The 20,840-nt window shown below is 66.4% G+C and carries 19 protein-coding genes and 1 riboswitch; of the genes, 9 read left to right on the top strand and 10 right to left on the bottom strand.

The window, feature by feature from the left end; genetic code table 11:
- Nucleotides 1–4: 4 nt before the first annotated feature.
- Nucleotides 5–2,290, bottom strand: a complete 2,286-nt coding sequence (locus SJY41_RS19915) for a glycoside hydrolase family 3 N-terminal domain-containing protein (protein WP_380784202.1) — start codon at nt 2,288–2,290, stop codon at nt 5–7.
- A 246-nt stretch (nt 2,291–2,536) separates the two neighbouring features.
- Between SJY41_RS19915 and SJY41_RS19910 the strand changes: the two genes are divergently transcribed.
- From SJY41_RS19910 to SJY41_RS19900, 3 genes are all read left to right on the top strand, one after another.
- Nucleotides 2,537–4,693 carry an alpha-glucuronidase family glycosyl hydrolase gene (locus SJY41_RS19910; RefSeq protein WP_380783958.1) on the top strand — a complete coding sequence of 719 codons (2,157 nt, stop codon included), beginning with the start codon at nt 2,537–2,539 and terminating at the stop codon, nt 4,691–4,693.
- A gap of 126 nt (nt 4,694–4,819) precedes the next feature.
- Nucleotides 4,820–6,991, top strand: coding sequence for a GDSL-type esterase/lipase family protein (locus SJY41_RS19905; RefSeq protein WP_380783957.1), 2,172 nt, complete (start codon nt 4,820–4,822; stop codon nt 6,989–6,991).
- 113 nt (nt 6,992–7,104) lie between these two features.
- The gene (locus SJY41_RS19900; protein WP_380783956.1) at nt 7,105–8,229 is read left to right on the top strand and encodes a glycoside hydrolase family 43 protein; all 1,125 of its coding nucleotides are present in this window, start codon (nt 7,105–7,107) and stop codon (nt 8,227–8,229) included.
- 32 nt (nt 8,230–8,261) lie between these two features.
- Here SJY41_RS19900 and SJY41_RS19895 read toward each other — a convergent pair whose 3' ends face one another.
- Genes SJY41_RS19895 through SJY41_RS19880 form a run of 4 tightly spaced genes read right to left on the bottom strand, consistent with a single transcriptional unit; the run spans nt 8,262 to nt 12,694 of the window.
- Entirely contained in the window at nt 8,262–8,681 is a 420-nt protein-coding gene (locus tag SJY41_RS19895) for a hypothetical protein (RefSeq protein ID WP_380783955.1), read from the bottom strand.
- Entirely contained in the window at nt 8,651–9,214 is a 564-nt protein-coding gene (gene pnuC, locus SJY41_RS19890) for a nicotinamide riboside transporter PnuC (RefSeq protein ID WP_380783954.1), read from the bottom strand. Before pnuC ends, SJY41_RS19895 begins: the two co-directional genes overlap by 31 nt.
- Nucleotides 9,211–10,362, bottom strand: coding sequence for a phosphotransferase enzyme family protein (locus SJY41_RS19885; protein ID WP_380783953.1), 1,152 nt, complete (start codon nt 10,360–10,362; stop codon nt 9,211–9,213). The genes pnuC and SJY41_RS19885 overlap by 4 nt, the downstream gene beginning before the upstream one ends.
- A 19-nt stretch (nt 10,363–10,381) precedes the next feature.
- Nucleotides 10,382–12,694 (bottom strand): TonB-dependent receptor, encoded by a 2,313-nt coding sequence (locus SJY41_RS19880; protein WP_380783951.1) that lies wholly within the window; start codon nt 12,692–12,694, stop codon nt 10,382–10,384.
- Nucleotides 12,695–12,772: 78 nt separating this feature from the next.
- A riboswitch (TPP riboswitch) is annotated at nt 12,773–12,882 on the bottom strand.
- Between the two features lie 115 nt (nt 12,883–12,997).
- Here SJY41_RS19880 and SJY41_RS19875 point away from each other — a divergent pair.
- The 4 genes from SJY41_RS19875 (at nt 12,998) to SJY41_RS19860 (ending at nt 16,106) form a co-directional block, all read left to right on the top strand.
- Nucleotides 12,998–13,261 carry a hypothetical protein gene (locus tag SJY41_RS19875; RefSeq protein WP_380783950.1) on the top strand — a complete coding sequence of 88 codons (264 nt, stop codon included), beginning with the start codon at nt 12,998–13,000 and terminating at the stop codon, nt 13,259–13,261.
- Nucleotides 13,262–13,382: 121 nt separating this feature from the next.
- Complete coding sequence (locus SJY41_RS19870; RefSeq protein WP_380783948.1) at nt 13,383–13,859, top strand: Hsp20 family protein; 477 nt, start codon at nt 13,383–13,385, stop codon at nt 13,857–13,859.
- A gap of 145 nt (nt 13,860–14,004) precedes the next feature.
- Nucleotides 14,005–15,021 (top strand): SDR family oxidoreductase, encoded by a 1,017-nt coding sequence (locus SJY41_RS19865; protein WP_380783947.1) that lies wholly within the window; start codon nt 14,005–14,007, stop codon nt 15,019–15,021.
- On the top strand, nt 15,021–16,106 hold the full coding sequence (locus tag SJY41_RS19860) for a patatin-like phospholipase family protein (RefSeq protein WP_380783945.1): 1,086 nt from the start codon (nt 15,021–15,023) through the stop codon (nt 16,104–16,106). The genes SJY41_RS19865 and SJY41_RS19860 overlap by 1 nt, the downstream gene beginning before the upstream one ends.
- Before the next feature lie 59 nt (nt 16,107–16,165).
- On the opposite strand, the gene SJY41_RS19855 is transcribed toward SJY41_RS19860, so the two are convergent.
- The 4 genes from SJY41_RS19855 to SJY41_RS19840 form a co-directional block, all read right to left on the bottom strand.
- A complete protein-coding gene (locus SJY41_RS19855; RefSeq protein ID WP_380783944.1) occupies nt 16,166–16,648 on the bottom strand; it encodes a hypothetical protein in 483 nt (160 codons plus the stop codon).
- A 115-nt stretch (nt 16,649–16,763) separates the two neighbouring features.
- Nucleotides 16,764–17,936, bottom strand: coding sequence for a zinc-dependent alcohol dehydrogenase (locus tag SJY41_RS19850; RefSeq protein ID WP_380783943.1), 1,173 nt, complete (start codon nt 17,934–17,936; stop codon nt 16,764–16,766).
- Nucleotides 17,937–18,045: 109 nt separating this feature from the next.
- On the bottom strand, nt 18,046–18,243 hold the full coding sequence (locus SJY41_RS19845; RefSeq protein WP_380783942.1) for a hypothetical protein: 198 nt from the start codon (nt 18,241–18,243) through the stop codon (nt 18,046–18,048).
- 57 nt (nt 18,244–18,300) lie between these two features.
- On the bottom strand, nt 18,301–18,963 hold the full coding sequence (locus SJY41_RS19840; protein ID WP_380783941.1) for an HAD family hydrolase: 663 nt from the start codon (nt 18,961–18,963) through the stop codon (nt 18,301–18,303).
- A gap of 209 nt (nt 18,964–19,172) precedes the next feature.
- On the opposite strand from SJY41_RS19840, the gene SJY41_RS19835 reads away from it, so the two are divergent.
- Together SJY41_RS19835 and SJY41_RS19830 are read left to right on the top strand one after the other, a co-directional pair.
- The gene (locus SJY41_RS19835) at nt 19,173–19,274 is read left to right on the top strand and encodes a LacI family DNA-binding transcriptional regulator (protein WP_380783940.1); all 102 of its coding nucleotides are present in this window, start codon (nt 19,173–19,175) and stop codon (nt 19,272–19,274) included.
- A 27-nt stretch (nt 19,275–19,301) separates the two neighbouring features.
- Complete coding sequence (locus tag SJY41_RS19830; protein WP_380783939.1) at nt 19,302–20,066, top strand: LacI family DNA-binding transcriptional regulator; 765 nt, start codon at nt 19,302–19,304, stop codon at nt 20,064–20,066.
- 238 nt (nt 20,067–20,304) lie between these two features.
- On the opposite strand, the gene SJY41_RS19825 is transcribed toward SJY41_RS19830, so the two are convergent.
- A complete protein-coding gene (locus tag SJY41_RS19825; protein WP_380783937.1) occupies nt 20,305–20,790 on the bottom strand; it encodes a MarR family transcriptional regulator in 486 nt (161 codons plus the stop codon).
- Nucleotides 20,791–20,840: the final 50 nt, after the last annotated feature.

Below are 20,840 nucleotides of genomic sequence, written 5' to 3'. Positions count from 1 at the left end.
TCCCTCAGGCGATTTCGAGAATGGCGGTCTTGAGATGCGCGGAGTCTGGGCCAACGGAGATATCGAACAGGCCCGCCTCGACCACCTCGCGCATGTTGATGTCGAAGAACCGGAACGAGTCGGGGCCGAGTGCGAACTGCACGGTCTTGCGCTCGCCGGGCGCCAGCGTGACGCGCTCGAACCCCTTCAGTTCGATGATCGGCCGCGCGACCGACGAGACCTGATCGCGCACGTAAAGCTGGACGACTTCGTCGCCGGCGCGCTGCCCGAGATTGGCGACGTCGACCGCGACCGTGACGGTCCCGGCAATCCCGATCTTCGGCGACGAGAGACGCGGCGTGCCGATCTCGAATTTTGTGTAGCTGAGCCCGAACCCGAACGGGAACAGCGGCGCGGTGGTGTCGAACAAATAGCCGCGGCGCGCGGACGGCTTCGCATCGTAGAACACCGGCAATTGGCCGGTCGATCGGGCAACGGTGACGGGCAGCTTTGCACCCGGATTGATGTCGCCGAACAGCGCCTCGGCAATTGCGGTGCCGCCTTCTTGTCCGACATACCAGCATTCGAGCAACGCGTTCGCGGTCTCAACCGCGGCCGGCCACGACGGCGGCCGGCCATTGATCGCGACCACGACCAAGGGCTTCCCCGTCGCCTTCATCGCCGCCAGCAACGCGTTCTGTTCGCCCAGGAGATCCAGACTGGTGCGATCGCCGAGATGGGTCTTGGCATAGCCTTCGCGGCTGGTCTGCTCGGTATCGCCGATCGCGAGCAGGATGACGTCGGCGGTCTTCGCGACCGCGACCGCCTCTTCGATCAGCTGCCGGTTTCTGGCAGGATCGGCGAGCAGGACTTCGTTGGCGGAGCGATCCTCGTTCTGCGTGATGAAGACGCCCTGCGCATGGACGACCTCGGCCTTGCCTTTGAGCCGCGCGCGTACGCCGTCGAGCAGCGAGACGGTCGCCTTGGGGATCGACGAATACCCGCCGAGCCGCGCGACCGCCGCATTGGGTCCGATCACCGCGACCGTCCTGTGGGCGCCAGCCGTCAGCGGGAGCGTCCCGTCGTTGACGAGCAGCGCAATCGAGCGGCGTGCCGCGTCCAGCGCCAGCGCGCGCGCCTCGGCGTTGCCCGTCAGCTTGGCCGCGACACCGACATCGACCAGCGGCTGTTCGAACATCCCGGACCGGAATTTCATCGTCAGCATCCGGCGGCAGGCCGCGTCGACCTGATCGATCGGCACCTTGCCGGCGCGAACCTGGTCGGCGAGCGAACGATACGCCTCGCCGTCGGGAAGGTCCGAATCGACACCTGCGGCCAGCGCGAGGCGTGCCGCACCATCGCGATCGGCGGCGATATGGTGGAGCGACGCGAGCTCGCCGATCGCCGCATAATCGCTGACGATTGCGCCATCGAAGCCCCATTCGCCGCGCAGGACGTCGTGCAGCAGCCAGCGATTGGCATGGCTCGGCACGCCGTCGATCTCGTTGTACGAGGGCATGACCGCGCCGATCCCGGTGCGCGCCACGACCGAGCGAAACGGCGGGAAGAAATTCTCGCGCAGTTCGCGCTCTGCGATCGGTGCGGGCGCGACGTTCTCGCCGCTCTCCGGCTGGCCGTGTCCGGTCATGTGCTTCAGCGTCGCGAACACCTTGCCCGGCGCCAGCGTCTTGCCTTCGCCCTGCAGCCCGGTGACCGCGGCGACGCCCATCTCGCCGCACAGATAGGGATCCTCGCCGAACGTCTCCTCGATCCGGCCCCAGCGTGGATCGCGGGCGATGTCGACGACCGGGGACAAAGCGAGCACCGTGCCGTGCGCGCGAACCTCCCGCGCGATCACCGAATTGACGCGGCGGACGAGGTCGCGGTCGAACGATCCGGCCAGCGCGATCGCCTGCGGAAAGCTGGTCGCTTCCGGTGCCATGTAGCCGTGCAAGGCTTCTTCGTGGAACAGGATCGGGATGCCGAGCCGGCTGCGCGTCGTCGCCCAGCGCTGCGCCGCGTTGACGAAGGCGATCGTGTCGGCCGGCGCACGCCACCGGCCGGTGACGTCGGTACCGGTATTGGCGGCAGTTGCAGCACCGCCGCGATCGGACGGCCGCGCGATCTGACCGATGCCGTTCGGATATGCGGTGTCCGCACGCGCCGGATCGAAGTGCAGCGCTGCATCCATGATCTGCCGCTTCGACGTGGACAGCGTGACGAGCTGTGCGACTTTCTCGTCCAGCGTCATGCGCGACATCAGGTCGCGGACACGCAGATCGATCGGCGCGCGTGCATCCTTGTAGACCATCGGCGCGGCGGCGGCACGGGCCAGGCGGGGAGTCAGCGTGGATGTCAGGGCGGCGACGGACGCCGATCCAAGCCAGCCAAGCGCGCTGCGGCGGTTGGTCGTGATCGCGCTGATTTTGTTGCCGGACACCCGTCTCTCCTGTCGTCAAACGCGGCATTGCTGTCGATGCCGTCGTCGTGATAGCGATAACATGTCCGACAAACAGATCCGTTGTCAATGCGGGGTCGTTCGGCAAGAGAGGAAAGAATGATGCTATTCGGTAGGCTCGTCGTGACCGTCGCGACGCTGGTCGCTGGACTCCTCCTGAGCGTCGGCACGGCACGGGCCGAGGACGGATACGACCTGTGGATGCGGTACCGGCCGCTTGCGACCGCCGGGGCGACGGCATTGCGGCACGATGCGCAATCGGTCGAACGGCGCGGCGATACGGCCACGCTCCGCGTCGCCGCCGATGAACTACGCCGCGGACTGACGGGGCTATCCGGCCGCGCGGTTCCCGAGGGACCCAGCCCCCGTCCGATCGTGCTGGCGACCACTGCCGACCGTGACGTTGCCGCACTCCGCCTGCCAACCGCGACGCTGGGCGACGAGGGCTATAGCATCCGTCCGACCAGTCTCGGCGGCCGCCGCGTGACGTTGGTGACGGCGAACACCGATCGCGGCGTGCTGTACGGCAGCTTCGCGCTGTTGCGCTACGTGCAGACCGGCGGCAATCTCGACCGCATCGACCTGACGTCGACGCCGCGCGTGAAAATGCGCGTCCTGAACCATTGGGACAATCTCGATGGCGTCGTCGAGCGCGGTTTTGCCGGGCAATCGCTGTGGGACTGGTGGTCCCTCCCCGACTTCCGCGATCCGCGCTACACCGATTACGCGCGCGCCAACGCGTCGATCGGCATAAACGGCACGGTCCTCAACAACGTCAACGCGAAGGTCGAAAGCCTGACGCCGCGCTATATCGCCAAGGCAGCCGCGCTCGCCGACATATTCCGGCCGTACGGGATCAGGGTGTATTTGTCGGCGCGGTTCTCCGCCCCGATCGAGCTCGGGGGGTTGAAGACCGCCGATCCGCTCGATCCGCAGGTCGCGGCGTGGTGGAAGGCGAAGGCCGACGAGATCTACCGTGCGATCCCCGATTTCGGTGGCTTCCTGGTGAAGGCCAACAGCGAGGGCCAGCCGGGTCCGCGCGACTATCACCGAAGCCATGCCGACGGTGCCAACATGCTCGCCGCCGCGGTCGCGCCGCATGGCGGGATCGTGATGTGGCGCGCCTTCGTCTATGCCGAGACCGACCCCGATGATCGCGCGAAACAGGCCTATACCGAATTCAAGCCGCTCGACGGCAAGTTCGCGCGCAACGTCATCGTCCAGGTCAAGAACGGCGCAATCGACTTCCAGCCGCGCGAGCCGTTCCATCCGCTGTTCGGCGCGATGCCCAGGACGCCGCTGATGATCGAATTCCAGATCACCAAGGAATATCTCGGCTTCGCGACGCACCTCGCATACCTCGGTCCGCTGTTCGCCGAGACGCTCTCAAGCGAGACGATGCAGGCGCCCGGCGAGACCGTCGCCAAGGTCGTCGACGGGTCGATCGAGGGTCATCGACTGACCGGCATGGCGGGCGTCGCCAATATTGGCCGCGACCGCGACTGGGCCGGCTCGACCTTCAACCAGGCGAACTGGTACGCGTTCGGGCGGATGGCGTGGGATCCGACGCTCGGCGCGGCACCGGTCGCGCGTGAATGGGCGGCGATGACCTTTGCCCCCTCTCCCGCGATCGTCGACCCGGTCGTCAGGATGATGATGGGATCGCGCGAAGCGGTGATCGACTACATGACACCGCTCGGCTTGGCGCACGTCATGGCGACCGGGCATCACTACGGCCCCGGCCCATGGGTCGCCGACCTCAAGCGGCCCGAATGGAACCCGGTCTATTACCACCGCGCGGACAAGGCGGGGATCGGCTTCGATCGCACGAAGACCGGCAGCAACGCGGTGGCGCAGTATGCGCCCGACCTCGCGCGGCGTCTCGCCGATCCGGCGACCACGCCTGAGCGCGAACTGCTGTGGTTCCACCATGTGCCGTGGGATCGGCGGATGGCGTCGGGGCGGACATTGTGGGCCGAGATGGTTCATGACTATGATTCGGGTGTCGCCTATGTCGGCGACATGCGGCGGCAATGGGATGGGCTGAAGGCACAGGTCGATGCGGGGCGCTGGGACAAGACCGCGACCTATCTTGCGATCCAGGAGCGCGAGGCGCGGTGGTGGCGCGATGCCAGTCTGGCCTATTGGGTTTCCGTCAACGGGTTGAAACTTCCGGCCGGTACGGTGCCCCCTGAGCACGACCTCGGATGGTACGAGTCGCAGAAGATCCCGTACGCGCCGGGCAATCCGCAGTGATGCCGTCGGGCCCGCTTGCGTCGCTTGAGAACTGATGACCGGCAGCGTGACGATCGAGCGCTTGCCGGAATTGCCACAAGCGCAGTAGCGATAGCGCTAACGAAAAACGGCGAGAGGATGGTTGTGATGAGGCGTTGGCCGATGGCGCTCGCACTGGGCGTGGTATGCGTGACGGGCGCCGCGGCGCGGGACGGCACGGCGCCGACCAGGGGGCTCGCGCGCAGGGATGTGCACTGGATCGCAACCTGGGGCGCGTCTCAGATGGTCGCCGAGGGTGACAATGCGCTGCCGGCCGAGCGTGCGAAGGCGGTCACGCTGCGGCAGATCGTGCGCGTGTCCGCCGGTGGTGCGAGTGTCCGCGTTCGACTGTCCAACGCGTTCGGCACGCGACCGCTCGCGATCGGCGGCGCCCATCTCGCGCAGGCCGTGGCGCCGGGCACGTCGCAGATCGGGTCCGGCGCGAGGCTGACCTTTGCGGGACGCGCCGACGCGGTGATCCCGGCGGGCGCCGAACTCTATTCCGATCCGATCGGGCTGCAGGTCCTGCCCGGCGCGGACCTCGCCGTGAGCCTTTACCTACCAGACGCCGCGAGCCCGCAGACGGGTCACCCGGGCTCCCGTGCGACGAGTTTTACGCTGGCCGGCGATCATGTCGCGGCGGCGACGCTCGCCGGTGCCACGCCGACGACGCACTGGTACGCGCTGGCGGATATCGAGGTCGCCCGCCCCGTCCCATCACGCGCGACGAACGCAGGTACGATCGTCGCGATCGGCGATTCGATCACCGACGGCTACGGCGTCGCACCCGAGCATAACGGCCGCTGGCCAGACGTTCTCGCCGCCCGCCTGCGTGCGCAAACGGCAACGCGGGCTATCGGGGTCGTCAATGCCGGGATCGGTGGCAATCGCATCCTGCTCGACGGGTCCGGACCGAACCTTCTCGCGCGGTTCGACCGCGACGTGATCGCGCGCAGCGGCGTGCGCTGGGCGGTCGTGTTGGAGGGCATCAATGATCTCGGCGTCCTGACCCGCGATGCCCCGGCGTCGCCGGCACAACACGCCGCGATCGTCACGCAGATAACGACTAGCTACACGCAGATCGTCACGCGTGCGCATGCGCACGGCATCAAGGTCATCGGCGGCACGGTGATGCCGTTCGGCGGCAACGAGTATTATCATCCCAATGCCCTGAACGAGGGCGATCGGCAGGCGCTCAATACGTTCATTCGCACGTCCGGCGTGTTCGACGCGGTGATCGACTTCGACCGGGTCATGCGCGATCCTGCACATCCCGATCGACTGTCTCCTGCTTATGATTCGGGCGACCATCTGCATCCCTCGGAAGCGGGCTATCGCGTGATGGGCGAAGCGGTGCCGTTGGGGCTGTTCGGTGGCGGCTCGGCCGCGACCAAGACTGCGGTGGCTGGTGTTGCCGCTCCCGTGCCCGTCGCACCTTCGCGCCAAGCGGTCCACACGCGTCCAGCGATTGCGATCACGTTCGACGATATTCCGGCGCACGGACCACTGGTAACCGGCCAGACCCGCGTCGGCGTGATCCGTGACATCACCGAGGCCCTCGCCAAGGCGAAGGCGCCTGCGTTCGGATTTCTCAATGCCGGTTTCGGTCTCGACACACCTGACGATGCGGCACGCGCGATTGCGGCGTGGCGCGCCGCCGGACTGCCGCTCGGCAACCATACCTATTCGCACGTCAATCTCGACCAGGTCGGCGCCCCCGCCTTTGCCGCCGAAGTGGCGCGCAACGAAGCGGTATTGGGGAAAGCAGCCGGGGACACCGACTGGCATTGGTTCCGCTATCCATTCCTGTCGGAAGGCAGCACACCCGCCGTGCGCGACGCCGCCCGCGCGACCCTCAAGGCACGTGGCTACCGGGCTGCGGCGGTGACGATGAGCTTCAACGATTTCAAATGGAACCCGGTCTACGCCGCCTGTGCGGTCAAGCGCGATGCCGTCGCGGTCCGGGCGCTCGAAGCCAGCTTCCTCGCCGACGCCCGCAGCGCTGCGCTGGCTTCGCGGGCACGGGCGAAGGCGCAGGTCGGGCGCGACATCCCCTATGTCCTACTGATGCATGTCGGCGCGTTCGATGCCCACATGCTGCCCCGCCTGCTCGCACTCTACAGCGAGATGGGGTTTCGTTTCATCACGCTTCAGGAGGCCGAAGCCGACCCCTATTACGGCGGCGCGGTCGACCTCTCGCGGCCGGGACCGACACCCTCGCTGGCCGGCCCTCCCGTCACCCCCGCGCTCCAGGGTCCGCCCGCGGGGTTGTGCAGCTGACGGCGGATCAGCGCTTGCCGGAACAATCGCCCGTGATATGATAGCGCTATCGTCCCACAATCATGGGCCACAGATCTCGTAGAAGATCGTTTATCAGGAAGGATCGAAAGGTCATGCGCCTCCCCATACCCGCCTTGTGCATCACCATACCCTTGATGCTCGCATCCGGCTTCGCCATCGCCCAGACGTCCGCCCCGGCCGCGACATCGCGCACCGCGCCTACAGCGACGAAGGCCGAACCGCGCAGCCCCGACGGCAAGCGCTATCGCGCGCAGCCCTTGGTCACGGAGATATTTGCGGCGGATCCTTCCGCGCATGTCTTCAACGGCAAGATCTATATCTACCCGAGCCATGACGTCGATGCGGGCATCCCCGACGACGACCTCGGCAATCAATATGCGATGCACGACTACCGCGTGCTGAGCATGGATCGCCCCGGTGGTCCGGTCACGATCCATCCCGTCGCGATCGACGTGAAGCAGATCCCCTGGGCCTCTAAGCAGACCTGGGCGCCCGATGCCGCCTACAAGAACGGCATTTATTATCTCTACATGCCCGCGCGCGACAAACAGGGCGTCTTCCGCATCGGCGTCGCCACGTCGAAGTCGCCGACCGGTCCGTTCAAGGCGGAGCCGCTGCCGATCCGCGGCAGCTTCTCGATCGACCCTGCGGTGTTCACCGACACGAGCGGTGAGAGCTACATGTATTTCGGCGGCATCTGGGGTGGCCAGCTGCAGCGCTGGGCGACCGGCAAGTTCGATCCGAACGCCGGCGATACCGACCTGAAGCAGGACGCCAAGCCAGCGCTCGCACCCAAGGTCGCGCGGATGTCGGCGGACATGAAGCAGTTCGCCGAAGCCCCGCGCGACGTCCAGATCCTCGACGAGGCCGGCAAGCCGCTCCTCGGCGGCGACCATGACCGGCGCTTCTTCGAGGCATCGTGGATGTTCAAGCGCGGCGGCAAATATTACTTTACCTACTCGACCGGCGACACGCATTTCCTGGCCTATGCCGTCGGGGAAACGCCGTACGGCCCGTTCCGCTATACCGGGCACATCCTGTCACCGGTGCAGGGCTGGACCACGCATCACTCGATCGTCCAGTTCCAGAACCGCTGGTGGCTGGTCTATCACGACACGCAATTGTCGAACAAGAACCACCTCCGGTCGGCGAAGATGACCGAGCTGTTCTTCAATCCGGACGGCACGATCCGGATGATCGATCCGTTCAAGGACTGACGGCCAGGGCCCCGGGGCACGTCCCCGGGCCCTTATTGATAGTGGGAGACGTTCTCGAAACCGGTGTTCGTCTTGGCCATCTTGACCAGTTTCTTGGCATAGGCGCGGACGTGCCGGTCGAACCGCGTATCGTCGTAGACGCCGCGCCAGATAAACTCATCGCGTTCCAATAGCGCTGCCAGCGCGCCGGCAAACGCGGCATGGCTATCCGGGACGCCCTTCCGGCTCATTAGCGAGCAGACCATCTCCTCGGCCGTCGCCTTGTCGCAATCGTCCTGCAATGCCCTGCCGCCCCGCTCGGCGACGACCTGATCCGAGCGCGCAGCGGCGATGCGGCTTTCCAGCCATCTGCGGACGACTTCGCCGTTCCAGTCCTTCACGATCTTTTCCACCACGCCCCCGAACTTCGTTTCGCACCTATTCAGCGCGCCGCCGACGCGGCGCTCCGCCATCGCCTATACCCCATTACCGCCAGCGCGATCATCGCCGCGTACAGACCCGCGGTCAGCAACAGTCCCTTGAACACGAACATGCCGACGTAGAGGATGTCGACCGCGATCCAGAGCAGCCAGCTGGCACTGTGGCGCCGGGCTGTCCAATATTGCGCGACGAGACTAAAGCTGCTCAGCCCCGCATCCATCCACGGCAGCGCCGCGTCGGTGTAGCGGCTGGTGAACGCGCCGATCGCGAGCGCGCCGACCGCACCGGCCGCCAACCCCGCCAGCGCCTGCGGGAGGCGCAGCGGTGCGACGACAATGTCGCCGGTATCGTCCTTGCCGCGGGCCCAGGCGATCCAGCCATAGACGATCGCGATCCCGAACAACGCCTGCAACACCATGTCGGCATAGAGGCGCACGTCGAGGAACAGCTTGAAGTAGAGCGCGCAGGCCAGGAAACCGACTGGCCAGCACAGCATGCGCCGGGTTGCCGTGAGCCAGATGCCGGCGAAGCTGACGACGACCGCGACGATCTCGAGCGGCGTCATCGTCCGAAATCCTGCCCGTCGATGCGTTGCAGGAAGTCCCCCGCAGCCCCCGTCCGGAACCATGCCGCATGGCCGACGAGATACTCGTCCCATGCCAGCGCGGCGGACGCCGGGTCGGCGACGACGCCGGTAAAATAATCGATCTCCGACAGCGCGAACTCGACATGCACCAAAGGCAGCAGGCGCACGATCGTGGTGATGTCGGATCGGCTCAGCGGCGCAATCGTCGCATAGCCCGCCAGCAGCGCCAGCGCCGCGCCGGCATCGGCGATGGTCGCATCCGCCCCCTGCCCCAGCTTCAGCCATTGCACCGCGCTACGCTCGATCGCGGTCGCGATGTCATGGACGGCGCAGGTGCGATCGGCGAGACCGAAGTCGAATACGGTCCGTACGCTGCCATTGTCCGCCCAGAGCAGGTTGGAGGGATGCCAGTCATTGTGCGTCCACAGCGGCACCTGGTCCGCCAGCATCGCGGGCAGCCCTTCGCCCAGTGCTCCAAACAGCTGCCCCAGGTCGCGCCGCCACGATCGGGGAGCAAGGAACGCAGCCATGGCGGGACGCGCCGCAACATAGGCTGCGGCCGCCGCGAGAGGATCGGCGGCGCGAAGGATGGTGAAACTGGCGACCAAGGGTTGCCGCCGACGCTCGGGAGCGGTGAAGCTGCGCGCGGCGACGTGCAGCCTTGCCAGCGCGACCCCGGCGGCATGGGCGTGCGCGTGCGACAGGAACGGCGTCCACGACAGGCTGTCGCGGTACAGGTCCCGGCCCGGTGCCCTGCGGTGCAGTTCGTACGACCATTCGCGCCACGCGACGGCAGTCGCACCGTCCGCCGTGGACAGGATCTCCGGTACCGAAACGCTGGCGTTCGCCAGATGCGCGATGAACGCGTGTTCCTCGGCGAGACCTTCGACTGACCGGAGGCTGTGATGATGGCGCTTCAGGAAGAACGCACCTTGCGTCGTATGGACGAGTGCCGCCGCGGAAAAGGGTCGCGGGGAATGCCAGTGCAACGCCGTCAGCCTGCCTGCCGCGGGGAACCGCGCGACCACCGCCGCCGCTTCGCCAGTCGTGATCGCGGGCCAGGTCGGCGTTTCCATCGCCGTCCCCATCCCGTGCACCAGATGGTCGACCGGGGCCGCCGCGCGCATTACGCGCTGTGTCGCCGCCTCAGAACGCACGCGAGAGCGTCGCCATGACTGCTGCGCCGCTGCCGATATAATAGGCCGGCGCGGAGCCTGAGATGACCGTGCCGTTGCGCCCGATCACGTCCTGCGCGTTGGTGCTGACCGACTGTACGCCGGACAGGACGTGCGGGTCGGTGACGTTGATCGCATTGACCCGCAGATCGGTGCGCTTGCCGTCGAGCCACTCGGCGAGGTGCAGGCCGACCGACAAGTCGAGTGTCGCATAACCCTTGATGCTCTCGTCGTTCATGAAGCTCGAATATTGCCGGCCGATATATTTGGACGCGATGCTGCCGAAGACGCGGCCGTCGTCATAGGTGCCGCCCGCACCGAACTGCACCGTCGGGCTGGATACCGCGCGCTTGCCGCTGGTCGGGAGAAAGTCCGCGCCGACCGGCAGATCGTCGTCGATCCGCGCATGCAGATATTCGCCCGAGAGGTAGAGGCTGACGCCCGCAATCGGCCGATAATCGATCTCGGCATCGATGCCGTAGGACGTCTGACCGCCGGCGTTGAGGGTCGCGTTGACCTGCGCGCCGCCCTGGTCGATCACGGTCGCCAACTGGCGGTTGCGGAATTTGTAGTGGAAGCCGGTCACCGAGGCCGACAGCTGCTCGCCGATGAAGCGATAGCCGATCTCCTGCGAAACCGAATATTCGTTCTTCAGCGCGTTCGTGCCCTGCGCCACCAGCTCGCCGCCATAATAGCTGTTGTAGAGCGTGAACTCGTTCGGCGTGCGGAAGTTGGTGGTGATGTTGGCGAACAGCTGTTGCCGATCGTCGAGCCGGTAGTGGATCGCAGCGCGCGGCAGTGCGGCGAAACTGTCCTTGCGGACCTTGTCCTGCGGTCCGGGCAGGTAGTTGCGGCCATTGCGCAGGACGTCGACGCCCTTGAACCCGGCGTCGACCGTCAGGCGCGGCGTGACCGCGATGCTGTCGGCGACGAAGAACCCCTTGGTAACCGTTACGGTGCGCTGGTTTTCGTAGGCGAGCAGCCGCCCGTCGGCCGTGCGGATCGCCTTTGCGCGATAGCCCCAGCGGTCGACCGGCTGTCCGTCCGCATCGATGCTGATGTAGGACTGCGTGACGCGGTCCGTGCCGTAGTCGAACCACAGCCCGGCGGTGATCTTGTGCCTGCCGGCCTGGAGCGTGAGCTTGCTGACGTTGCCGGTCCGCATCTGGTCGCCGGTATAGTTGCCCAGCACCGTCGCCAGCCCATCGACCGCACCGGGCAGCGCGATCGGCTGCGCCAGTTTCTCGGTGCCGAGATAATTGCCGGTGGTCGTCAGTTGCGTGCCATAGGGCGAGTTGCCGTAACCGAACTGGAGATAGGTGGTGGTATCGAGCGCCAGCCGGTCGTTCAGCACCAGATGGACCGGTGCGGACGCATAGAGGTTGCGGAACGGCGCGCGGTAGAGGCGCCAGTAATTGGTGTTCCCCTCGCTGTAGCGCGCGTCATAGTTGAAACCGCGACCTTGCGCGTTCCAGTCGGCGAGCGTCGGGCTGGGGTAGCTCGATGAATTGGCGTCGTTGTACGACAGCGCGAGGCTGGCGCGGTTGCCCGCACCCCATTCATCGAGCAGCTTGGCATCGACATGCTGGCGCGTGTCGTAGCCGGCGCCCCGCCAATTGTCGGCGCGCGTGTTCGAATAGGACAGGAAGGCCTTGAGCCCGGTCGTGCCGATCGTCCCGCTATCGATACGGAAGAAGCCGCGCCGCGCCGCGTAGCTGCCGAGCGAGAGGTCGGCGAGTGCCTGCGGGCGCGCCTTCGGATCGTCGAGCGTTAGCGACAACAGGCCGCCCGCGCCGCCCAACGTCGGAGAGTCAATGTCGACCGAGCCTTGCGCGAGCGTGATGCGCTTCAGGTTTTCCGGGTCGGCGAACTGCGACGGATAGGCGTAATAATAGCCGATGTCGTTCTGCGGCGCGCCTTCCATCAGCACGCCGATCTCATCCTGGCCGAGACCGCGCAGCGTCAGACTGGAACTCGTCGACAGGCCGTAGGGATCGCTCGACGCGACGTTGGCGCCCGGCAACAGGGTCACGAGCTGAAACGCGTTCAGCGTCGGCGCCTGCTTGACGATGAAGTCGGCGGAGATCGCGCTCTGTGCCTTGGGCGCGCGCTGGTCGGGCAACAGGCCAGCCGGATCGGGCTTGCCGACGACGCGGATCTCGGCGGGTTCGGTGGTCTCGACCGGATCCGACGCGACCTGCGCTCCCGCGGAGGATGCCGCGAGCAGCGTCGCCAGCGTCAGGGCGACCCCGCCGAGACGGGCGCACGACCGCCGACGACGCATGCGCGCCGGCGAACCAAATTGTAAAAACGGGTAACCAATGCCGAAAGCGCTCACGTCCACTCCAATCGGAGGGACGACGGGCCAGCCGCAGACCCTCCCTACGCCGGTATAAGCCGGATCAGGTTCAGCGGGTCATGGGCTGCTGCCCACCTCTCAGCCGCGCATGAGCGGCCCCCCGGGGATGAGTCCGCTTAGGCGGTCGGGTCGAGCGTGGAAAGCGCTATCGCGTTGACATTCGCGTGGCATGGTCCGCGTACTGCACGGGCAGGTTCGAACCCTCGCCTGCGTTCGCGACGGAAGACCATGAACCAAGAACCAGACCAGCGTCCGGCATTCCTGCAGGAGCGGCAGCGTGCGTCGCTGACGTTGCGCATCGGCAAACGGTTCAAGTCGAGGAGCGAGATCGACGTCAGCAGCGCCGGTCTGCTGTCGATCGGCGGACTGGTGTCGATGATCCTGCTGTCGACCGCGGTAATCGTCCGTGCCGCGGGTGGCGGAAGGCGTGCGGCAAGCTTGCAACGCGCCGAGCTGAAAAAAATCTCGTTCGGTCCGCAGGACGCATCTTGACGACGAACGGTCCGAAAATATCTTGGCGGCGCCGGACGCGATAGACCGTCCGGCGACAGTTGAGGGCACCGGCTCTCCCGGTGCTCCTCGTGCTCAGATTGCTCATGAGGAGGATTTGGATATGAGGACGAACTTCGATTTCACGCCCTATCGGCGGTCCACCGTCGGCTTCGACCGGCTCTTCGATCTGCTGGAGGCGACGGCTCGGGCCGAAGCGCCTGATGGTCATCCGCCGTTCGATATCGAACGCGACAGCGACGACAGCTACCAGATCACGCTCGCCGTGGCCGGCTTTGCCCCGAGCGACATCGAGATCGTGGCACAGAACAACCAGCTGACCGTCAGCGGCCGGAAGTCGGACGAGCGCGACGACGGACGCTTCGTCCACCGTGGCATCGCGACGCGCGCGTTCGAGCGCCGCTTCCAGCTCGCCGACTTCGTGCAGGTGCAGAATGCGAGCTTCGACAACGGGTTGCTGCGCATCGCCCTGAAGCGCGAGATCCCCGAGGCGATGAAGCCGCGGCGGATCGAGATCGCGGCGGCCCCCGCTGCGAACGACCGGATCGAAGCACCCGCGGCCGACAAGACCGCCGCCTGACGATCCGTACCGCCGCCGACGACACCCGCCGGCGGCGAATTTTCCATAGCTTTCGCAGGTCGCGCGACGAGCCGGATCGTTCCCGGCCGCATTCCGTTGGTGCGGTGTCGTCGCCTCGTGCCGAGCCGGCCGGCGAGGATCCATCATGGCTAACACATTGAAACCGGTAAACGAGCAGATTCTGGTCGTGACGGGAGCGACCAGCGGCAACGGGCTGGCGATCGTCGAACGGGCGGTGCGCGACGGGGCCGCGGTCGTCGCTGTCGCGCGCAACGAGACTGCGCTCGAAACCTTGCGCGTCCGCCTGTCGGCGACCGGCGCGCGGATCGCGACCTGCGTTGCGGACGTCAGCGATCTTGCCGCGGTGGAGCGCGTGGCCACGGTCGCCATCGAGGCGTTCGGCGGGTTCGACAGCTGGGTCAACAATGCCGGCGCGGGGACGTACGGCACGCTGGAGCAGGTGCCGGTCGCCGATCATCGCCGGGTGTTCGACGTCAATTATTTTGGCGTGCTGCACGGCTCGCTGGTCGCGGCGCGGCACCTGCGCACGCGCGGCGGCGGCGCGATCGTCAATATCGGCTCGATCCTCGGCGACCGGGCGATCGTCGAACAGGGCCCCTATTGCGCGACCAAGCACGCGGTGCAGGCGCTGACCGATACGCTGCGGATGGAGCTGGAGCAGGAGGGTGCCGAGATCTCGGTCACGCTGATCAAGCCGGGCGCGATCGACACGCCGTTTCCCGAACACGCGCGCAACTTCATGGATCAGCCGCCGCGCCTGCCGCCGCCGCTCTACGCGCCGGAGGTAGTCGCCGACGCGGTGCTGTTCGCCTGCGCCAATTCGCGGCGGACGCTGTATGCCGGTGGCGGCGGGCTGATGTCCTCGCTGCTGTCGCGGACAGCGCCGCGGGTGGCCGACCTGATCATGGAAGCGATCGGCACGGCCACGCAGCAGAAGCCGGGCGATCCCGGCGATTCGGCGCGGCGCGACAATCTCTACGAGCCGCGCACCGATGCGCTGCGCGGCAGCCAGGACGTCCACGCACGACGATCGAGCATCGTCCTGCAACTTCAGAAGCTGCCCCGATCGCTGCTGGCGGTTGGTCTGCTCGGTGGTGCCGCGGCGATCGCGCTCGGCAATGCTGCGGCGAAGAGACGATGATGGCCGGGGACGGCGCGCCCGTTCGCGACTTCGACGTCGTGCTGGTCCTGAGCGGTGGGAACGCCCTCGGCGCGTTCGAAGCCGGCGTATATCAGGCGTTGCACGAACACGGTCTCGAACCCGACTGGATCGTCGGCGCGTCGATCGGTGCCATCAACGGTGCCCTGATCGCGGGATCCGCCCGGCAGCGCAGGCTCGATACGTTGCGCGAATTCTGGTGCCCGGGCGGGTTCGGCATGGGACCGACCGCAGCGCCGTGGCTTGGATCAATTCTTGGATTTCCGGCGATACCGGGGTTCCCGTCCATGCCGGGGCTGCCCCCCGACATGGAGGTCGGCCGTCGGACGGCCGCCGCGACCTGGACGATGGCAGCTGGACGACCGGGTATCTTCGGTCCGCTGCTCTCGTCGACCAATCCGTGGACCGACGCGAAGCCTTCGATGTTCGAGACCGAACAACTCGACGCCACGCTGAAGCGGCTCGTGGATTTCGGTTGTCTCAACGCGGGGGCCTGCCGATTGACGGTTACGGCCGTGGACCTGGGCAACGGCGACGACGTCGTGTTCGATACGGACGTCCACCGCATCGAGTCCTTCCACATTCGCGCGAGTGCCGCGTTGCCGGTCGCCTTTCCCGCGGTCGAGATTGACGGGCGCTGGCTGGCCGATGGCGGCCTGTCAGCCAACCTGCCGCTCGACCCGGTACTTGCCAGCCCGTCGGCTCGTCCCACGCTTTGCATCGCGGTCGACCTGCTGCCGCTGCGCCAGCCGCTACCGACGACGCTCGGCGACGCTGCGGGTCGGATGCAGGACCTGATTTTCGCTGCACAGTCGCGGCGCTCGATCGCGCGCTGGCAGGCGGTTCATGGCGGTCGGGACGATATCGCGCTTTCGCTGGTGCGGCTCGCCTATACCGAACAGGCGAACGAGGTGGCGGGCAAGGCGCTCGATTTCTCCGCGCCGACGATCGAGCAACGCTGGTCGGCAGGGCATCGCAGCGGGATGCGCGCAGTAGCAGCGGTGAATGCCGACGCGCTGAAGGTCGGGCATGCCGGGCTGAACATCGTCGATCTCGATGCGGAATGACCCTGCCGGTCGTGACGAGGCGGTATAGCGCGCTGGCTGCTACACCGCCCCCCTGAGGATCAGCCGGAACCGGGCTGTTTCTGTTCGCCCTCGTAGTCGGCGTCCGTTCCGACCTTTCCAGTGGCCTCCGCTTCTGCGGTGCCGGACGTTTCGACGACCTTTATGGTGCTGCCGTCGGACGGAATGTCGTGCGTCTTCCGATCGGCGTCCGGCGCGGGTGCGGTCGCTCTGGCGTCGGCGCCCGCCTCGCCGGTATCGCCGCTGGAGCCCGCGACGCCGTTCGGCGCATTGCCGCCGTCGTCGCCGGCCTGCCCGCCGCCGTGATAGGCAATGTCGGTCTGGCCGCCATGCGCCATGAACCCCGAATTCGTGTCTGTCTTTCCGGTATGCGGATTAGGATACGCCCCCCCTCCACTTTCGCCGCCCGCCGATCGACCATGCACCTCGTTCGCGTCGGTTCCGCGCGGAACGTCGGCTACGCCGTCGGGTGCGCCCTTGCTCTCGGGATTGCCGCTGACGGGGGTCGGAACCTTGTCACTCATCGAACACTCCTGTCTTCTGAAATACATGCCGTCGCGCAATGTCGCGGGGCGGCGAAAGCGGGTGCGGGAAACGGGGTGCGTCGCGCCTCGCTACGCCACCCCGTTCCGCCGGTGGCTAGGGTCGCAGCACGACCTTGATGACGCCGTCCTGCTTGTCGCGGAACTTCTTGTACATTTCGGGCGCGTCTTCGAGGCTGGCCGGATGCGTGACGACGAAGCTCGGATCGATATCACCAGCTTCGATGCGCGCGAGCAACGGCTTGGTATAGGCCTGGACATGGGTCTGCCCGGTCTTGATCGTCAGGCCCTTGTTCATCATCGCCCCGATCGGGATCTTGTCCCCCATGCCGACGTACACGCCCGGAATCGAGACGGTGCCGCCCATCCGGCAGCTCATGATCGCCTGGCGCAGGACGTGGACCCGGTCGGTCGCGAGGAACGTCGCGGCCTTCACCTTGTCGAGCACCGCGTCGGCCGCGCCGTGTGCCGACGCTTCGCAGCCGACCGCGTCGATGCAGCTATCCGGTCCGCGCCCCTTGGTCCGGAACTGCAGTTCGTCATAGACGTCGTCGACCTTGCTGAAATCGATCGTCTCGGCACCGCCCGCCTCGGCCATCGCCAGCCTCTCGGGCACTTCGTCGATAGCGATGACGCGCCCGGCGCCGAGCATCAGGGCAGAACGGATGGCGAACTGACCGACCGGCCCGCAGCCCCAGATCGCCACCGTGTCACCCGGCTCGATCTGCGCATTCTCCGCCGCCATGTACCCGGTCGGAAAGATGTCGGAGAGGAACAGCGCCTGTTCGTCGGTGACGCTGTCGGGTATCTTGATCGGACCGATGTCCGCCATCGGAACGCGCAGATACTCCGCCTGTCCGCCGCAATATCCGCCGAGCATGTGGCTGAAACCGAACAAGCCGGCCGGCGAATGGCCCATCGCCTTGATCGCCATCTCGGCGTTCGGATTGGTACGCTCGCACGCCGAGAAGAGGCCCTTGCGACAGAAGAAGCAATCGCCGCAGCTGATCGTGAACGGTACGACGACGCGGTCGCCGATCTTCAGGTTGGTGACCTCCGAGCCGAGCGCCACGACGACGCCCATATTCTCGTGACCGAGGATATCACCGGCTTCCATCGTCGGCTGATAACCATCGAGCAGGTGCAGGTCCGAGCCGCAAATCGCGCAGGCCGTCACCTTGATGATGACATCGCGCGGATGCTTGATCTCGGGATCTGCGACGGTGTCGACGCGAACGTCGCCTTTGCCGTGCCAACATAGTGCGCGCATCGGTGCCTCTCCGTTTCAAGCGCTCCGCCATTGTTGATGAAGCTGTATTTTCCAACGATCCGGGCTCGCAAAGGACGCATCGATCACCGGGAAAATAAGACCGCGGGAATTACCAGTCCGGCACGACGATGAGCCGATGCCCGCCCTGCTCGGCCGCCAGCTCATGGGCGCGCTCGAGTTCGACGTGCGCCTGCCGGGACGGTTCGTCGGTGGATCGCGCCGCGCGCAACCGCTCCTGCTCGGCACGCTGCCGATGATATTCGGTGTCGTTCCCCTGCATCATCCTCTCCGTCGTCTCCGCGACCATGCAGGGAATATCGTAAGCGGACCTGTGCGAGTCCAGTGCCCGAAGCGGCAAAATCGTTCAGGATGCGAGCGGCGACGCGTCGTAACCGGCAAGCAGGGCCGCGGCATCGTCGTAGATCGCGATGGCACCCGCGCCCTTGAGCACGTCATCCGCAAACCCGCCCGACCGCAGCGCGACCGCGGCGATCCCGCATTTGGCCGCGGCTTCGATATCATAGGGCGTGTCGCCAACCACGATCACCTCTGCCGGATCGACCCCGAGCTTCTTCAAGGCGGTAGCGAAGATGTCAGGGGCGGGTTTGGTCTTCTCGACGTCGTCGCTGCTCGTCGTGGTGTCGACGATCGCCCGCGCGTCCAGAAGGTCGAGATAATGCTCCAGTTCGGCCTCCGACGCCGAGGACGCGAGGACGACGCGTTGTCCTGCAGCGTGCGCCTTGGCCAGGAGATCATGCGCCCCTGGAAAGGGGCGGACCGTGTCGAGATACTTTGCCTTGAAGATCGCGCCGTGCGTTTCGCCAAGCGCTTCCTGCCCGTCCTCGTCGATGTCGGGCAGAAGCGTCGGCACGAGCATGTCGGTCCCCTTGCCGATCTGGTCGTGGATCACGGTCCGCTCGAACGACTCGCCTATGCCGGCAAATGCCTCCTCCCATGCCAGGACATGCATGTCGTTGGAGTCCACCAACGTGCCGTCGATGTCGAACAGGATCGCGGTGATCGGCATTGGAGTTCCTTTGATCGCGGACCGGGTGGTTCTTCGCCTGAGCGATACCGTATGAGCGTGTGAACGCACTTCGTGTGCGGCGGGTGTCGTGATTATCGTACTGACATGAAGCAAGGTCGGCATGGGTCGCCGCGATGATCGTCATCGCGATCGGTGCGTAAGCGGACAATCGGCCACTGGCGCCTACGACGGACCGACTTCAGCGGGGCGTGCACGTGACGATCGGTATCAAGGAGATCGCTGCAAGTGCGGGTGTTTCGATCGCAACCGTATCGCGCGTATTGTCCGGCAAGAGCGTCCGTCCGGCGTAAAGGCTTCGCGTCGATGCGGCGCTGGCGGTGCGGGACTATCGTCCGAAGCTGGCGGCGCGCCGACTGAGATCGCAACGGCCGAGCGTGATCGGGCTGGTCGTGCCGGATATCGCGAATCCCTTCTTCGTCGGGTTCGCACGCGCGATCGAGACCTCGGCCTTGCGCGACGGCATCCGCGTGATCCTGTGCAACAGCGACGAAGATCCGACGCGCGAGGCGCAGTATCTCGAACTGCTCGAAGAGGAACGCGTTTCCGGCATCATCCTCGCGCCGACGCAGGCCGGCGGCGTTCCGGACCTGTCGATACCGCTGGTCCTGGCCGACCGGGTCGAGGGATCGCCACAGGTCGATAGCGTCGTGTTGGATGATGCGGGCGCGGCCAGCGCACTCGTCGACGCGCTGCAGGCGGCCGGGTGCACGCGGATACTCGGCCTGTTCGGCGCGCGCGGAAGTACCGCGGTCAAGCGGCGCCAGAGGTACACCGATGCGCTTCGCCGCCACGGGCTGCCGGTCCACGCGGTCGACGTGCCGCACGATACCGAGGGACGGACCACAGCCGTGCAGGCCGCGCTGGCCGGCGCGGCATTCGACGCGATCATCGTCGGCGACGCGTTCGCCATGCTCGAGGCCGCAGTCGTCCTGCACGACCGGATCGACACGCAAAGATTCGCGGTCCACCTTGCCGGCTTCGACGGGGCGACGTGGTTACGCCTGTTGGACGTCAAACCACTGGTGATCGCACAACCGGTCGACGCGATGGCACAGGCCGCGATGGCACTGCTGGCCGAATGACGATGCCGTGTGCCGCCGTGGTTGCGGGGTCGCGGGGTCGCGGGGTCGCGGGGTCGCGGGCCAGTTTGTCGAGCGCAGGCCGCTCAATGTTCGATAGAAAACGTTTTCAGTCGACGTTCTAGTCTGTTCGCGGAGCTTGCGGCATTCCGCTCGCGCTCATGAATCCTGCGCGCGCGGCAGCACGCCTCCACTGCGAGCAGACCCGCCCCGCCGCGCTGCGCGTCGGGCGGCGGAGCACTTAGTTCGACGATAGCTTTCCCATGGCCGGCAGGAAGGATTGCGGTTCCACCGGCCGCAGCTTGCCGTTTTCGGCGCCCCCATCGAACAGGTGATCCAGCATCGCAGCCATCGCAGCCTGCCCCTTGGCGGTTATGCCGATATGAACGCGGCGATGATCGATCGGATCGGGATGGCGGGTCAGCAACGTGGCGTGCTGAAGACGATCGATCCGCCGCATCGCACTGGCCACGCTCTCGCCCGACATCAGGATCAGGTCCTTCACGTGCAGCCGCTCTCCGGTGGCGACGGCAATGAAGAGGTCGATCATCATGTCCCAGGCGGGATCGACCAGAAGGTCGCGCGGCAGGAACGCGCTCATCGTCGCACGCAACCGACGCGCTTGGCGCGCACGGGCGAGAAGCGCTGGCGAGATCGGGACGATACCAGCGGCCCTGTCTCGCCGCGTTGCCAGATCGACTGCACCATCCGAACGCGGGGGGGTCATTGCTCGATGCTCCCATACTCGATCTGAAACTGTGCCCGCGGTGCGCGGTC

This window comes from Sphingomonas sp. R86520 (genome assembly GCF_042466285.1).
Taxonomy (GTDB): Bacteria; Pseudomonadota; Alphaproteobacteria; order Sphingomonadales; family Sphingomonadaceae; genus Sphingomonas.
This window is presented reverse-complemented; position numbering and strand designations above follow the sequence as displayed.